Origin of the sequence: Nevskia soli DSM 19509, assembly GCF_000711955.1 — a bacterium.
GTDB classification, from domain to species: Bacteria; Pseudomonadota; Gammaproteobacteria; order Nevskiales; family Nevskiaceae; genus Nevskia; species Nevskia soli.
Window position 1 is genome coordinate 317,778 of the sequence record NZ_JONR01000001.1, and the last position, 15,005, is coordinate 332,782.

The 15,005-nt window shown below is 65.5% G+C and carries 13 protein-coding genes and 1 tRNA gene; 12 read left to right on the top strand and 2 right to left on the bottom strand.

Translation table 11 applies throughout. From position 1 onward, the window contains the following. The first annotated feature begins 77 nt into the window (after window positions 1-77). From BP26_RS30020 to BP26_RS0101450, 3 genes are all read left to right on the top strand, one after another. A complete protein-coding gene (locus tag BP26_RS30020) occupies window positions 78-236 on the top strand; it encodes a hypothetical protein (RefSeq protein ID WP_169740620.1) in 159 nt (52 codons plus the stop codon). A 307-nt stretch (window positions 237-543) separates the two neighbouring features. Then, window positions 544-1,011 (top strand): MaoC family dehydratase, encoded by a 468-nt coding sequence (locus BP26_RS0101445; RefSeq protein WP_029918801.1) that lies wholly within the window; start codon window positions 544-546, stop codon window positions 1,009-1,011. Between the two features lie 75 nt (window positions 1,012-1,086). Next, window positions 1,087-1,162, top strand: a tRNA-Glu gene (locus tag BP26_RS0101450). Between the two features lie 118 nt (window positions 1,163-1,280). On the opposite strand, the gene BP26_RS0101455 is transcribed toward BP26_RS0101450, so the two are convergent. Further along, a complete protein-coding gene (locus BP26_RS0101455; protein WP_036515789.1) occupies window positions 1,281-2,471 on the bottom strand; it encodes an HlyD family secretion protein in 1,191 nt (396 codons plus the stop codon). Between the two features lie 27 nt (window positions 2,472-2,498). Then, window positions 2,499-4,016, bottom strand: coding sequence for an efflux transporter outer membrane subunit (locus BP26_RS0101460; RefSeq protein WP_029918803.1), 1,518 nt, complete (start codon window positions 4,014-4,016; stop codon window positions 2,499-2,501). 838 nt (window positions 4,017-4,854) lie between these two features. Here BP26_RS0101460 and BP26_RS0101465 point away from each other — a divergent pair. The 9 genes from BP26_RS0101465 (at window position 4,855) to rfbD (ending at window position 14,847) form a co-directional block, all read left to right on the top strand. Further along, window positions 4,855-5,781 (top strand): alpha/beta fold hydrolase, encoded by a 927-nt coding sequence (locus BP26_RS0101465; RefSeq protein WP_029918804.1) that lies wholly within the window; start codon window positions 4,855-4,857, stop codon window positions 5,779-5,781. A 91-nt stretch (window positions 5,782-5,872) separates the two neighbouring features. Continuing rightward, a complete protein-coding gene (locus BP26_RS0101470; protein WP_029918805.1) occupies window positions 5,873-7,141 on the top strand; it encodes a glycosyltransferase in 1,269 nt (422 codons plus the stop codon). Between the two features lie 76 nt (window positions 7,142-7,217). Next, window positions 7,218-8,786, top strand: coding sequence for a DHA2 family efflux MFS transporter permease subunit (locus BP26_RS0101475; protein WP_029918806.1), 1,569 nt, complete (start codon window positions 7,218-7,220; stop codon window positions 8,784-8,786). 20 nt (window positions 8,787-8,806) lie between these two features. Then, on the top strand, window positions 8,807-10,069 hold the full coding sequence (locus BP26_RS0101480) for a glycosyltransferase (protein WP_051748023.1): 1,263 nt from the start codon (window positions 8,807-8,809) through the stop codon (window positions 10,067-10,069). A gap of 138 nt (window positions 10,070-10,207) precedes the next feature. Continuing rightward, on the top strand, window positions 10,208-11,260 hold the full coding sequence (locus BP26_RS0101485) for an alpha/beta hydrolase family protein (protein ID WP_157572303.1): 1,053 nt from the start codon (window positions 10,208-10,210) through the stop codon (window positions 11,258-11,260). Between the two features lie 85 nt (window positions 11,261-11,345). Next, on the top strand, window positions 11,346-12,404 hold the full coding sequence (gene rfbB, locus BP26_RS0101490) for a dTDP-glucose 4,6-dehydratase (protein WP_029918809.1): 1,059 nt from the start codon (window positions 11,346-11,348) through the stop codon (window positions 12,402-12,404). A 71-nt stretch (window positions 12,405-12,475) separates the two neighbouring features. Then, window positions 12,476-13,378: a glucose-1-phosphate thymidylyltransferase RfbA gene (gene rfbA / locus BP26_RS0101495; RefSeq protein WP_029918810.1), complete on the top strand. Its 903-nt coding sequence runs from the start codon at window positions 12,476-12,478 to the stop codon at window positions 13,376-13,378. Between the two features lie 18 nt (window positions 13,379-13,396). Next, window positions 13,397-13,942 (top strand): dTDP-4-dehydrorhamnose 3,5-epimerase, encoded by a 546-nt coding sequence (rfbC, locus tag BP26_RS0101500; protein WP_029918811.1) that lies wholly within the window; start codon window positions 13,397-13,399, stop codon window positions 13,940-13,942. After that, window positions 13,942-14,847 carry a dTDP-4-dehydrorhamnose reductase gene (gene rfbD, locus BP26_RS0101505; RefSeq protein ID WP_051748025.1) on the top strand — a complete coding sequence of 302 codons (906 nt, stop codon included), beginning with the start codon at window positions 13,942-13,944 and terminating at the stop codon, window positions 14,845-14,847. Before rfbC ends, rfbD begins: the two co-directional genes overlap by 1 nt. Window positions 14,848-15,005 lie beyond the last annotated feature (158 nt).

Consider the following 15,005-nt stretch of genomic DNA (forward strand, 5'->3'; position numbering starts at 1 on the left):
GGACTACTTGCCACGATTCCAGCAGCTTGCCGGAAGCGGGTATTGTACAAACTGGCGGTTGCGCTCTGGGGGAGAACATGGCGGACGACGATCCTTCACTGCTTGATCGTAGTGGCATTTTCTATATCAGCCCGCGCGAGCATCGCCGCAAATTGACCCGGCGCGCGCACTGGGCCTTGTGGGCCCTGCTGGTCGGTTTCGCTACGGGTTTCGTGGTGGTGCGCCTGTTTTTCTGAAGTCGGCGCAAAAACGACCGGCCCAAGCCCCGCCGACGTTCCCGAACCTGGGCGGCTTCCGGGCCGCATGCCGGCTGCCCTTGCCGGGAGTCCGCGACTCGATTGCCGCCCGGCGGGCCGGCCGTCATATTCCGTTCGCATCAAACCGGTATACGGTACCAGCCGGGACTCCCGATGCCTGGATCCGCCCATGACGGCCCGGTTCCTGCGTTAGGATTGGAACCCAGGGTCGCGTGACGGGACGCAATCCGGCATCCACCAGGGCATTCCGGCGGGAGCTGAATTCAAAATGGGAGATCGCTGGCCGATGGCCGTGCGTAAAAAGTACCTTTTCGACTCCTTGTCGGATTTCATCGGCAAGGAACTGGGCGTCACCGACTGGACCGTGATCAGCCAGGAGCAGATCAACCTGTTCGCGGACTGCACCGGGGACCGGCAGTGGATGCACGTCGACGCCGAGCGTTGCCGCCGGGAAAGCCCCTACGGCGCGCCGGTGGCGCATGGCTTCCTGGTGCTGTCGGTGCTGGCCAAGCTGGTGGCGGACCTCGGTGGCATTCCGGAGGACGCCACCGGCGCCATCAATACCGCCGTCAACAACGTACGTTTCCGGGCGCCGGTGCTGGCCGGGGCGCGGGTTCGCGCCCGCGCCGGCATCGCCGGGGTTGCGCCGCTCAACGAGACCCAGAGCCTGGTTACCGCGGCGGTGGAACTGGAAGTGGAGGGCGGGGCCACCCCGGCCCTGACGGCGGACCTGATGGTGCTGATGTTCCGCTGAAACGCGCCCGGCCGCCGCGGCCCGCACGCTTTTTGTGTCGCGCCGCGGCCTCCCCTATAATGCGCGCCTTGCAACGCTCCTATCGTCTAGAGGCCTAGGACGGAGCCCTCTCAAGGCTTAAACCCGGGTTCGAATCCCGGTAGGAGCGCCATTCTTGCCGGGTCCATCCCGGTATTACTGGCCGAAACCATGCACCGCGATGAAGCGGCGGTGCGGTTCCTTCATTTGGTCGCGGCGCCCGGTGTAATACCGGGTTCGCAGAATCGCGGCTAGGGCTTGACTCCGGCCGGTGCGGCGGAAGCCGGTTCGCCTATATTGTCCTGGACGATCTTCGCCACCAGTTCATCCGCCTTGTGCGCTTCCAGCGCGTAGACATCGGTCTGATGGACAGGCACGGCCGGGGCAGTGGCGATGTCCTTGCCGCTCAGGTCATGTACGTCGATGGTCGCCCGCATCGACAGGCCGATGCGCAACGGATGATCGATCAGTTCCTGCGGGTCGAGGCTGATCCGCACCGGCAGGCGCTGCACCACCTTGATCCAGTTGCCGGTAGCGTTCTGGGCCGGCAGCAGGGCGAAGGCGCCGCCGGTTCCCGGGGAGAAGCCGGCAACCTTGCCGTGATAGCGCACGTCACCGCCGTACAGGTCGGCGGTGAGCGTCACCGGCTGGCCGATGCGGACGCGCTCCAGCCGCACCTCGGTGAAATTGGCATCGACCCAGACCTGGTTGAGGGGCACCACGGACATCAGCACGCTGCCGGGCGCGACCCGCTGGCCGACCTGCGCCGCGCGCTGCGCCACATAGCCGTCCACCGGTGAGGGTACATTGGTGCGGACATAGTTGAGATAAGCATTGCGCACGCGGGCGGCAGCCTGCAGCACGTTTGGGTGCTCGGCGACGGCGCCTGAGCCGCTGAGCGCCTGGTTGGAGCTGAGCTGTGTCCTGGCCACGACCAGGTTGGCGTTGGCGGCCTTCACCGCGTCGCGGGCGTGATCGAGTTCCTCGCGGGATACTGCGCCGCCCGCCAGCTGGCGCCGGCGGAAATCCTCCTGCGCCCTCGCCAGTTCGGTTTCGCGCGCGGCCACGGTGGCGCTGTACTGGTCGTTATTGCCGTAGAGCGTGCGCACCTGCCGAACTGTCTGCGCCAGGTCGGCCTCGGCCTGTGCCAGCGCCACCTGCGCGTCGGTAGGATCGATCTGCACCAGCGGCTGACCGGCCTTCACCGGCTGCGTGTCGTCGACGTTGACGCCGACTACCATGCCGCCGACCTGCGGCGTGATCTGCACCACGTTGCCGCTGACATAGGCGTTGTCGGTGTCTTCGTAGAAGCGGGCGTGAAACAGCCAGTACAGGCCGTAAAGCAAGCCGGCAATGACGACGGCTGCGCCGAACGCCAGCATGGCGCGTTGCCGCCTGCGGTCCTCGAAGCCGTTCTGCTCGGGCGCTGCGGACTCACTCATCGTTCATGTTCCTGGATCGGCAATGCGTCATTGTTTATTGGGGCGGTGCTGCGCATCCGCAGGCTCGTTCAGGGCCAGGCCGGCGGCCCGCGCGTCGAAGCCGCCGCCGAGCGACTTGATCAACGCGATCTGCAGGTTGCGGCGGCGTGCTTCCAGATCGATGCTGCGCTGCCGCGTGCCGAGCATGCCGGCCTGGGCGTTGAGCAGGGTCAACTCCGAGGCGAGGCCGGCGCCGTAACGCTGCCGCACCATGGCGTAGCCGCGCTCGCTCTGTTGCAGGGCCTGGGTCTGCGATTGCAGTTGCAGCTCCGCCGCGCGCACCGAGGCGATCTGATTGGCGACGTCGGTGAGCGCGCTGTTCAGCGTCTGGTTGTAGCTGGCGACGGCGGTATCGTATTGGGCGTATTCGCCCTTGAGGTTGGCGCGCAACTGGCCGCCTTCGAAAATCGGCAGCGTGACCGCGGGCCCGACTCCGAAGCCCTTGGCATAGGAGTTACCCAGATCGCTGAGGCCGAAGGAGAAGTAGCCGGCGAAGGCCGACAGATTGACGTCCGGATAGAAGCGCGCCTTCGCCACCCGCGTCTGCTGGTTGGCGGCTTCCACCTGCCAGCGTGCGGCAACGATGTCCGGACGGCGTCCAAGCAGGTCGAGCGGAATATTGTCCGGCAGCCTGGGCGGCGGCAGGTTGGCCAGCTGCGGTCGCGCGATGCTCAGGCCGCGATCGGGGCCCTGGCCGAGCAGGGCGCCGAGCTGGTAACGCGTGAGCAGGATCTGCTCGTCGAGCTGAGCCAGCTGGGTGCGCATCTCGGCGGCGCTCTGCGCCGCCTGGCTTTGTTCCAGCTCGCTGTCCAGCCCGGCTTTCAGGCGCGTGTCGGAAAGGCGGCTTAACCCTTCGCGCTGTTTGGCGAGCTGCTCAATCACGTCGCGCGTGGCGTATTGCTGCGCCAGCTGGTTATAGGCGCTGGCCAGCGCGGCGGTCAGCGACAGCCGCGCCTGTTGCTCCTGTGCTTCTGCGGCCTTGCCCTGCGACACGGCGCGCGCCAGCGTCGCGCTGTTCTTGCCCCACAGGTCGAGCTCATAGGTCAGGCCGAGCAGCGCCTGGCCGGAATTGGACCAAGTGCTGCCGGGCTGGGTAGGGCCGGAGGGCGTCTGCAGTCCGATGTCCTGATAGATATAGCTGCGGTCGGCATTGGCCGAGATGTAGGCGCTGGGCAGGGCAGCGCCATGCGCACCCTCGGCCTGTGCCCGCGCCGCGGCGATGCGCGCCCGCGCACTCTGGATGTCCGGATTGTGCGCCAGCGCTTCGGCGGTCAGCGCTACCAGTTGCGCATCGCCGAACTGTTTCACCCAGCCGGAATCCGGCCAGGTACCGCCGCTGCCGGCCAGGCTCGAATGAGCCTGGTAGGTCCCAGGCTGCGCCAGCGGCTCGATCGCGTGGATGCCGAAGTAATTGGCGCAGCCCGACAGGCCGAGCAGCAGCATTGCTGCCGCCAGGTGCTTGAAGCGCAGGTGCTGCCGGGGCGAAGCGGGGCGGGACAGGGTCATTGAGGTCTTGCGTGATGCGGATACAGGCCTGACGGCATGGCAGAGACGGTTCGGTGGTGGCTGGATAAGCTTCGCAGCCGCCGTGCCAAGCCCTGACCGGATGATCCGGAAGCGGCGGCATTCTATGCCGGAATGCCCTAAGGCCGGCAGGATGTTAGTGCGCGCCCGCCGTTGGCGCCAGTGCGTAGTACCGGCTGCGCATGACGCGCATATGTCAAAAAATAATTCTTAGTAAAGCCCTGGCTGCGACGATTGCTCGCGGGTAAAGTAGCGCCCGCTGCCGGCCAGCAGGCTGGGCGCAAGGAATGAAGCCCAGAAGGCGCCAGCTTGGCGCGTCCAAACTGGCGTGAGCGCGACGTGCCGTCCGGCGCCTGCGATCGGTGATGGGGGGTGCGCCTGAGTCGAACGTCGGACTGTTCAAGAATTGTAAATATTCGTCCCGTAAGCTGCGTGTAGTACTAGGCTGGCAGAGTGGCGAGGCGATGTGGCTGCATCGCAGCGCATGTCGGAGTGTGGGTCATTTTCGGATTTTTTGCATGGCGCGCGCCTGTTGCTGAGCGATGATTCAAATCTTGGCACGCGGCATGCAGTAGACGAGGGGGATCGCGGGAAATTCTTCCGCGGTTACCCGAGGCGGTCAACTGCAGGCCGTCCGCGGTCGCGCCATCCGGCGTCCGATCGTGACAGTGCGAGCGAGGAGGACGTGCGGTAGCCGCGGGTACGCGCGGGTTACCAGCTGTCCTGTTAGAAAAACAAAAAAATCAAGAGCGCGTTTGGAAGCGGTAAACGGATTTTGAACCGTTTTTAAGCACTGTCGTGGCGAAGGGAAACTAAACATATGGAACCGGAAACTCTGCTGATCAGCGTCCCGGGTGGGTTCAAGGTTTACGTTGAACACTACCGGATCAATCCTTCATTCGAGACGGTCATCCTGGTGAACGGCGCCCTGGCGACCACCACCTCGTTCAATCAGACCGTCAAGTATCTGAAAGAAAACTTCAACGTCGTGCTCTACGACCTGCCGTATGCCGGCCAGTCGAAGCAGCACAACGCCAACAGCGCCCTGCTGACCAAGGACGACGAGGTCGATATCCTGTCGTTCCTCATCGGCCGCTTCGAACCGAGCCATCTGATCTCCATTTCCTGGGGCGGCGTCGCGGCGCTGCTGGCGCTGTCGCGCGCGCCGAAATCGGTGAAGAAGGCGGTGATCGGCTCGTTCTCGCCGAAGCTGAATGCGGCGATGCTGGATTACCTGGACAAGGGCCAGCAGTACCTGGAGTCCAACGACCAGGCCGGCGCCTCGGCCTTGCTCAACAGCACGGTGGGCAAGTATCTGCCGCGGCTGCTCAAGCTCTACAACTACCGCTACCTGAGCAATCTGGCGGAGCACGAGTACGCGCAGATCGCGTTCCACATGCAGCAGATCCGCCAGCTCGATTCGCAGCGCTACGTCAATCGCTTTGTCGGCATCAAGATTCCCGTGCTGTTCGTCAACGGTGAACTGGACGAATACACGACGGCCAGCGATATCCGTCCGCTGTCGCAGTACATTCGCCACAGCCGCTTCGTCACCGTGCCGGCTACCGGGCATTTCCTTGACCTGGAAAACAAGCGCAGCTGGGGGGAGGTGCGCCGCATCACCAACGAATTCCTGCTCGATGCGGCGGAGGCCAAAGCCGAAGCCAAGGCAGAGAACGCGGCGGAAACGGCGGCCAGCGCGGTGGACGTAGTGCGCTCGTTCGGGCCGGCGTTTGCCACTAGTTGAAAATTATTGTCACTGCCTGAGCGGCTCGCCGACACGATGTCGGCGGGCCCGTGCCTGATATCGGGCTGAAGTTTCCAGATCAATTGGCGCTATGCATATTCTCATCATCGCAATCGGTTCCGCCGGCGACGTCCATCCCTTCCTGGGCCTGGGGCGCAGCTTCAAGGAGCGAGGCCATCGCGTCTCGTTCTGCGCCAACCCGGTGTTCCAGCCCCTGGTGGAGCGTTGCGGCCTGCGTTTCCTGCCGGTCGGCACGGCGGAGGAATACAACACGGCGATGGGCAATCCGGCGCTGTGGAATCCACGCACCTCGCTGCCGACCTTGTGGCAGGTCATCGCCTCGACCCTGCGGCCGCTGTTCGAAACCCTGGTCGCGGAATGCGACGACGACACCGTCCTGGTGGGCTCCCTTTGGGCATTCAGCGCCAGGCTGGTGCAGGAAAAGCTGGGCGTGCCCCTGATCACCGCGCAGGTGTCGCCGTCCACCATCCTTTCCGCCAAGTCGCCGCCGGTGCACAAGCGCTTCACCATTCCGGACACGCTGCCGGACAGCCTCAAGTCCGCCATCCTGTGGCTGATCGAGCGCGGCGTGCTCGACCGCATCTGCGGCCCCGAACTGAACCGTCTGCGCGGCGAGCTGGGCCTGGCGCCGGCTTCGCGCATCATGGGGCGCTGGATGCACTCGCCGCAGGGCGTGCTGGGCCTGTTCCCGGACTGGTTCGCGCCGCCGCAGAGCGACTGGCCCTCACAGATCGCACTCACCGGCTTTCCCCTGTTCGACGAGGCCGGCTTTCACCAGATGGACGCCGGACTGGAGGAATTCCTCGCGGCCGGTTCCGCGCCGGTGGTGTTCACGCCGGGCTCGACCATGCTGGAAGGGCAGAGCTTCTTCCTCACCGCACTGCAGGCCCTGCGCAAGCTGGGCCGCCGCGGCATCTTCCTGACCAAGGACGAGCGCCAGGTGCCGCCGCTGCCGCCGGAAATCCTGCTGCGTCCCTATGTGCCGATGAGCGTGCTGCTGCCGCACACCGCGGCACTGGTGCATCACGGCGGCATCGGCACCACCGCGCTGGCCTTCGCCGCGGGCATTCCGCAACTGGCCACACCCTTCGCCCACGACCAGTTCGACAATTCCACGCGCCTGGAGCGCCTGGGTTGCGGCGTGCGGCTGGATGCGCCGGCACAGGCGCAGCCGCTGACTGAAGCGCTGCAGCACTTGCTGGAAGATCCCGCGGTGACGGCGAAGTGCAAGGAATTGCAGGCGCGCGTCGACAGCAGCGAAGTGGCCTGCGGCAAGGCGGTCGATTTTGTCGAGGCGGCGAGCAGGCCCGCGGTCCGGCAGGCATCGGCTGGACGGTGATGACGCGGTCCCGCCCGCGGGCCGGCCATCGCTGTACCGTCTGTTGTGCTGACGACGTTTCGGCCATGCTGAGCGCATGAGCACCATTGCCCTCGACCCGGCCGCTGCCGCTCCTTCGTCGGTGCTGCAGCCCCTGCGCGGCTTCAACCTGGCCCTGCTCACCCTGGGCCTGTCGCTGGGCACCTTCATCGAAGTGCTGGACGTCACCGTGGCCAACGTGGCGGTGCCCACCATCGCCGGCAGCCTGGGCGTGTCCAACAGCCAGGGCACCTGGGTCATCAGCTCCTACTCGGTGGCGGGCGCCATCGTGGTGCCGCTGACCGGCTGGCTGGCGCGTCGCGTCGGTGAAGTGCGCCTGTTCCTGCTGTCGGTGTTGCTCTTCACCATCGCATCCATGCTGTGCGGGCTGGCCCCGAGCTTCCACGCGCTGGTGGCGCTACGCATCGTGCAGGGCCTGGTGTCCGGGCCGATGATGTCGTTGTCGCAGACCATCCTGGTGCGAAGTTTCCCCGAAACGCAGCGCAACCTGGCGATCGCGCTATGGGCCATGACCCTGGTTATCGCGCCGATCCTGGGGCCGGTGGTCGGCGGCTGGATCATCGACACCTATTCCTGGCCGTGGATCTTCTACATCAACCTGCCGATCGGCCTGTTCTCCTTCGCCAGCTGCGCCATCCTGCTGAAGGGACGCGAGACGGCGATCGAGAAGCCGCCGATCGACGCCATCGGCATCGGCCTGCTGGTCTTCGGCGTCGGCGCGCTGCAGATGATGCTCGACCTGGGGCGCGACCGCGCCTGGTTCCAGTCCTCTTTCATCGTCACCCTGGCCATCATCGCCTTCGTCTGCATCGGCTTCCTGCTGATCTGGGAATCGTACGAGAAGCACCCGGCCATCGACCTGAGCCTGTTCAGGGAGCGCACTTTCGCTTCATGCGTGGCGGTGGCCTCGCTCGGCATGATGGTGTTCTCCACCGTGGCGGTGATCTTCCCGCTGTGGCTGCAGACGCTGATGGGCTATACGGCGGAGCAGGCCGGTCTGGCCACCGCCCCGGTAGGGCTGCTGACCCTGATTTTTTCGCTGCTGATTGCGAAAAACATGAGCCGGCTCGACCTGCGCTTGCTGTCCTCCTTCGGCTTCTGTGTGTTCGCCGGCGTGCTGTTCTGGAATTCGCATTTCACCCTCGACATGTCGTTCGGCCAGGTGATCCTGCCGCGCTTCGTGCAGGGCCTCGGCGTGGCCTGCTTCTTCATTCCCCTGACCACGGCAACCCTGTCGCGCGTGCCCAGCCATCGCCTGGCGGATGCCTCGAGCCTGTCCAATTTCATGCGCAATCTGTTCGCCGCGTTCGGCACGGCGATCAGCGTTACCGTGTGGGACAACCGCGCCACCTATCACCACGCCGTGCTGACCGAGTCGGTAACCCATGCCTCGGCCGCCACCCGGCACTATCTGGACGTGCTGCATGCCGGCGGCATCGGCTCCGGCCGCGACCTCGCGCTGATGGATCAACTGGTGACGCAGCAGGCCTACATGATCGCCACCAACGAAGTGTTCTACGTTTCCGGCGCACTGTGCCTGGTGCTGGCCGTGATGATCTGGTTCGCGCGGCCGCCGGCCGGCGCCACCGCCTCCATCGGGCATTAGGCCCTGCTCCCAGCATCCGCATGAATATTGTCCTGGTCAACGACGGCACCTCCGGCGACATGCACCCGTTTTTCGCCGTCGGGCGCGAACTGGCGCAGCGCGGCCACCACATCGTGGTCTGCACCAACGACGTGTACCGCGCGCCGGTCGAGCGCCTCGGCTTCCGCTTCGTCTCCACCGGCACCGAACAGGAGTACGAAGCGAATACGTCCAATCCGGACATGTGGAGTTCGAGCAAGGCCCGGGTTACCGCGTGGAAGGAAATCGTGGTGCCGCGGCTGCGGCCCTTGCACGATCTGCTGGACGGCCAGGTGCAGGGCGACACCTTGATCCTTTGCGGCCTGCTCACCGCGGCATTCGCCCGCGCGGTGCAGGAACGGCGCGGCGTGCCGCTGCTGACCGTGGTGCTGTCGCCGCAGGTGTTCTTTTCGGCAAGAAGTCCGGCCAAGGGTCTGCCGGTGCCGCCCTGGTTGCCGTATCCGGCGCGGGCCGCCCTGCTGCGTGGGCTTGATTTCGCCATCGACAGCGTGATGGCGCCCGATCTCAACCGCTTCCGCGCCGAGCTGGGTCTGTCGCCGGTGTCGCGCATCCGCAGCCGGCGGGTGTTCTCGCCGCAGGGCACGCTGGGCCTGTTCCCGGAGTGGTATGCGCAGCGGCAGAGCGACTGGGCGGAGAAGCTGTCGCTCACCGGCTTTCCCTTGTTCGACGAAGGCCGTCATACCGCCGATCCGCTGCTGGAGCAGTTTCTCGCCGCCGGCACGCCGCCGGTGGTGTTTACCGCCGGGACCGGTATGCGCCATGCCCATGCCTTCTTCGCCGCCGCGGTGGAGTTGTTGCGGCGGGTGGGCCGGCGCGGGGTTTTCCTCAGCAAATCCGCGCAGCAGATTCCCGCCGCCCTGCCGGCGGAAATCCTCTATCGGGAATACGCGCCGATGAACTCCCTGCTGCCGCGCAGCGCCGCGCTGGTGCATCACGGTGGTATCGGCACCACGGCGGAGGCGCTGGCGGCGGGCATTCCGCAACTGGTGGTGCCCTATGCGTACGACCAGTTCGACAACGGCGAGCGCCTGCGCCGTCTCGGCTGCGGCGACAGCCTCAAGGATTTTGGCCAGTTGCCCGCGGCGGAACTGGCCCTGGCACGCTTGCTGGAGAATGACGGCGTGCGCCAGGCCTGCAGGCGCTACCAGGGGCTGATCGAGCCGGGACGGATCGCGGCGGCGCGTGCGGCGGACGTGGTGGAGCAGCTCGGACGGGATTCATTCGGGGGACGGACGCCACAATAACGAACTGGCGGCTACCGCTGCGAAATGGCGAAGACCGCTGTATCTTTGCCGCGAAACGAAGATTTCGCGCTGGATATCAAGGACAAGGGGAGAAAAATGCGGCACTACAAACACCACAGGGGCTATGGGACATTGGGGATGAAACTCAGGCAGCACAGGACTCTGGTTTTGCTGGCGGCGGCATTGCTGCTGCACGCCTGCGGCGGCAGTTCCACGCCTGCCGACAGCGCAGACGCCGGTCCCCCGGCGGTGGATGCCAAGGGCTGCACCGCATACGGCGCGCCGCCGCGGCCGCTGGCGCCGCTGTCGCCGGACGGCTTGATCAACGACGCCCTCTCGCTGCTGGTACAGGTGTGCAACAACCAGGGCGGCGATACCCTCGACTGGACCGACTCCGAGGGTACGCCGCGCCATGCCTGCCTGATCACTCCGAAAGCCGCCAGCACCAGCAAACCGCTGCCGATGCTGGTCTGGCTGCATCCCACCCTGTTCGGCCAGGACTCGATCCTCGCCACCGGGCTGCTGGACAAGATCAACAGCGCCAATCTCAGCGGCGACGCGTCCACCCCGGGCTTCATCCTGCTGCTGCCGCTGGGCCGCAACATCCAGCAATTCCTGCCGGCGCCGCTCAACACCGGTGTGGGCTGGGACCACTGGTACCGCAACGTCGATCGCAGCAGCCCCTATCTCAATGTCGATTTCGCCACCATCGACCATTTCATCGCCGTGGCCAAGCAGCGCGGCAATGTGGTCGACAACCGCGTCTACGTCTCCGGCTGGTCGGAGGGCGCCGACATGGGCAGCTTCTACGGCCTCAACACGCCGGGTGTCGCCGCCACCGGTGTCTACTCGACCACCAGCCCGTTCGACGATCCCTCCGATCCCTGTCCGACGGCGGCTTTTGCCCTCAACAACAAGCGGCCGTTCTACCTGATGGCGCGCGCCTGCGACATTGGCGGCGCCTGCCCGGGCGAGCAGCAGTTCCTCAGCGATCTGCGCAGCGGTGTTTTGGCCCCGTCGCTGGTGTCGGGGGTGATTCTGGACAGCAGTACCAAGGCGGTGAATCAGTGCAATGCCCAGTGCGATCCCGGCACGGCGGCGGGCGACGCGCTGGGCCAGCTGGAGCACATCACCTGGCCGCGACAGTGGAACGATACTTTGCTGGAATTCATGCGCGACAACCCGGAATGAGCCATGGCTGCATCTTTCGGGCGAAGCCGGCGACCGCGCAGGGACGAAGGAATACAGTGATTCTTCAAGCGCAAACGGAGCATTTGTGATTCTAGTGACGGGCGGTGCCGGCTTCATCGGCTCGAATTTCGTGCTGGACTGGCTGGCGCACAACGATGAGCCGGTTCTCAATCTGGATGTGCTGACCTATGCCGGCAATCTGGAAAACCTGGCGGCTGTCGAAGCCGACCGGCGCCATATCTTTCGCCGCGGCGACATCTGCGATGCGGCGCTGGTGAGCGGCCTGCTGGAGGAATTCCGGCCGCGCGCCGTGCTGCATTTCGCGGCGGAGAGCCACGTCGACCGCTCCATCCTGGGGCCGGGCGATTTCATCCGAACCAACGTCAACGGCACCTTCACCCTGCTGGAAGCCGCGCAGCGCTACTGGTCGGGGCTGGACACGGTGGCGCAGCAGGCGTTTCGCTTCCTGCACGTCTCCACCGACGAGGTTTACGGCTCCCTGGGGCCGGGCGACGCGCAGTTCAGCGAGACCACACCCTATCAGCCGAACAGCCCGTATTCAGCATCGAAGGCCGCCTCCGATCACCTGGTGCGGGCCTGGCACCACACCTATGGGTTGCCGGTGCTGACCACCAACTGCTCCAACAACTACGGCCCGTACCAGTTTCCCGAAAAACTCATTCCGCTGGTCATCGCCAACGCCCTGGCCGGCAAGCCGCTGCCGATCTACGGCGACGGCATGAACATCCGCGACTGGCTCTACGTCGGCGACCACTGCGACGCCATCCGCCAGGTGCTGCTGCGCGGCCGGGTCGGGGAAACCTACAACGTCGGCGGCTGGAACGAGCAGACCAACATCTCCATTGTGCGCCTGATCTGCGCCATCCTCGACGAACTGCATCCGGGTTCGCCGGTGACGCCGCATGAGCAGTTGATCACCTACGTCAAGGACCGGCCCGGCCACGACCGCCGCTACGCCATCGACGCGCGCAAGATCGAGCGCGAACTGGGTTGGCGACCGGCCGAAACCTTCGCCAGCGGCATTCGCAAGACCGTGCACTGGTACCTGGACAATCAGCCCTGGGTGTCGCGCGTGCAGAGCGGCAGCTATCGCGACTGGATCGACCGCCAGTACGGCCCCTGAGGCTCACCCGCCGGCCGCACAAGCAGCACCACAGGCTTCCACTCACCACTTTTTCGCGGACCTCCACGCCCATGCCAAACAACACCGCTACGCCCGCACGCAAGGGCATCATCCTCGCCGGCGGCTCCGGCACGCGGCTCTATCCGGTGACCCTGGCCGTATCCAAGCAATTGCTGCCGGTATACGACAAACCGATGATCTACTACCCGCTGTCGACGCTGATGCTGGTGGGAATCCGCGACATCCTGATCATCTCCACGCCGCAGGATGTGCCGCGCTTCCAGCAGCTGCTCGGCGACGGCGGGCAGTGGGGGCTCAATCTGAGCTATGCCGTCCAGCCTTCGCCGGACGGTCTGGCCCAGGCCTTCATCATCGGCGAGTCCTTCCTCGGCGATGCGCCGTCGGCGCTGGTGCTGGGCGACAACATTTTCTATGGTCACGACCTCGCCGACGATCTGAAGGCGGCCGACCGGCGCGCCGAGGGCGCCACCGTATTCGCCTATCCCGTGCACGATCCGGAGCGTTATGGCGTGGTCGAGTTCGACGCCGGCGGGCGTGCGGTCAGCCTGGAGGAGAAGCCGGCCAAGCCGAAATCCCGCTACGCCGTCACCGGCCTGTATTTCTACGACAACCGCGCCGCCGAAATCGCCAGGTCGCTGCGGCCATCGCCCCGCGGCGAGCTGGAAATCACCGACCTGAACAGCCGCTACCTGGAGATGAACCAGCTCCAGGTCACCATCATGGGGCGCGGCCATGCCTGGCTCGACACCGGCACCCATGATTCCCTGATCGAGGCGAGCCAGTATGTGCAGACCATCGAGAAGCGCCAGGGCCTGAAGATCGCCTGCCCCGAGGAGATCGCCTACCGTCTCGGCTACATCAACGGCGAGCAGCTCGAAGTGCTGGCCGCCAAGCTGGGCAAGAGCGGCTATGGCAAGTACCTGAAAGAGCTGCTGCACATCAATATCTTCTGAATCCTTCAAGAGCAGGCCATGAACTTTATCCGCCTGGAACTACCCGATGTGGTGCTGATCGAGCCGAAAGTGTTCGGCGACGATCGCGGCTTCTTCTACGAGAGTTTCAATCGCAAGGTGTTCGCGCAGGGCACCGGCGTCGATCCCGACTTCGTGCAGGACAATCATTCGCGCTCCAGCCGCGGCGTGCTGCGCGGCCTGCACTACCAGATCCAGCAGACGCAGGGGAAGCTGGTGCGAGTGGTGCAGGGACGGGTGTTCGATGTGGCGGTGGACCTGCGCCGTTCCTCGCCGACTTTCGGTCAATGGACCGGCATGGAACTGTCCGGCGAGAACAAGCGCATGCTGTGGGTGCCACCCGGCTTTGCACATGGCTTCGTCACGCTGTCCGACACGGCGGAATTCCTCTACAAGACCACCGATTACTACGCGCCGGCGCATGAACGCAGCATCATCTGGAACGATCCGCGGATCGGCATCCATTGGCCGATCGATTTCGAGCCGGTCCTGGCCAAGAAGGATGCGGCAGGCAGCTTGCTGCGCGACGCCGAGGTGTTTCCCTGATGACCATCGATGGTGCCAGGATCCTGCTGCTCGGCCGCAACGGCCAGGTCGGACATGAGTTGCTGCGGACGCTGGCGCCGCTGGGGGAAGTGATTGCCGCGGACCGGGCCACGCTTGACCTGTGCGACGAATCAGCCATCCGCGCCCTGGTGCGGCGGGTGCGTCCCACGCTGATCGTCAATGCCGCCGCCTACACCGCGGTGGACAAGGCCGAGAGCGAGCCTGACCTCGCGTTTGCCGTCAATGCGCGCGCGCCCGCCGTGCTGGCACAGGAAGCGGCTGCCCTGGGCGCCTGGCTGGTGCACTATTCGACCGACTACGTGTTTGCCGGGGACAAGCCGCAGGGCGCCTACCTGGAGACCGATGCCACGGGTCCGATCAATGCGTACGGCCGCTCCAAACTGGCGGGCGAGGCCGCCATCGCGGCGGAGGGCGGCGCCCATATCATCCTCAGGACCAGTTGGGTCTACGGTGCGCACGGTGCCAATTTCGCCAAGACCATCGTGCGGCTGGCGCGGGAGCGCGAGAAGCTTTCCATCGTCGCCGACCAGATCGGCGCGCCCACTTCCAGCCATCTCATCGCTGAAACCACCGCGCAACTGATCTGGCAATTAGCGGGCGCCGGCGAGGCCGCGATCAGCGGCCTCTACCACCTGCAAAGCGCCGGCGAGGCAAGCTGGTATGAATTTGCCGGCGCCATCGTCGAACAATTGCGCGCCATGGACGCAGCGGCGGTCCGCTGCCGCGAGATCCTGCCGATCCCCGCTTCGGCCTATCCGACGCCGGCTCGGCGGCCGGCGAACTCCCGCCTGGACTGCGGCAAGATCGCGCGCACCTTCGGATTAAGCTTGCCGCATTGGCGTGATGATTTCGGGCCGCGGTTCAGGGAAATCCTGGGGCTTTAGAGCGGCTTCTCCGGCCGGTGCCATAGGGATGGGCCATATCGCCAGGACGGGCTGTTTCGTTTAAATCGGGGGTGCGGTACCGGCGCGGGTAGGGGGCTCCCGCCGCGCCGCGTCTTGTTCCGGAATCCGTCCGTTCGCGACGGCCCTCCCCGGAGAGA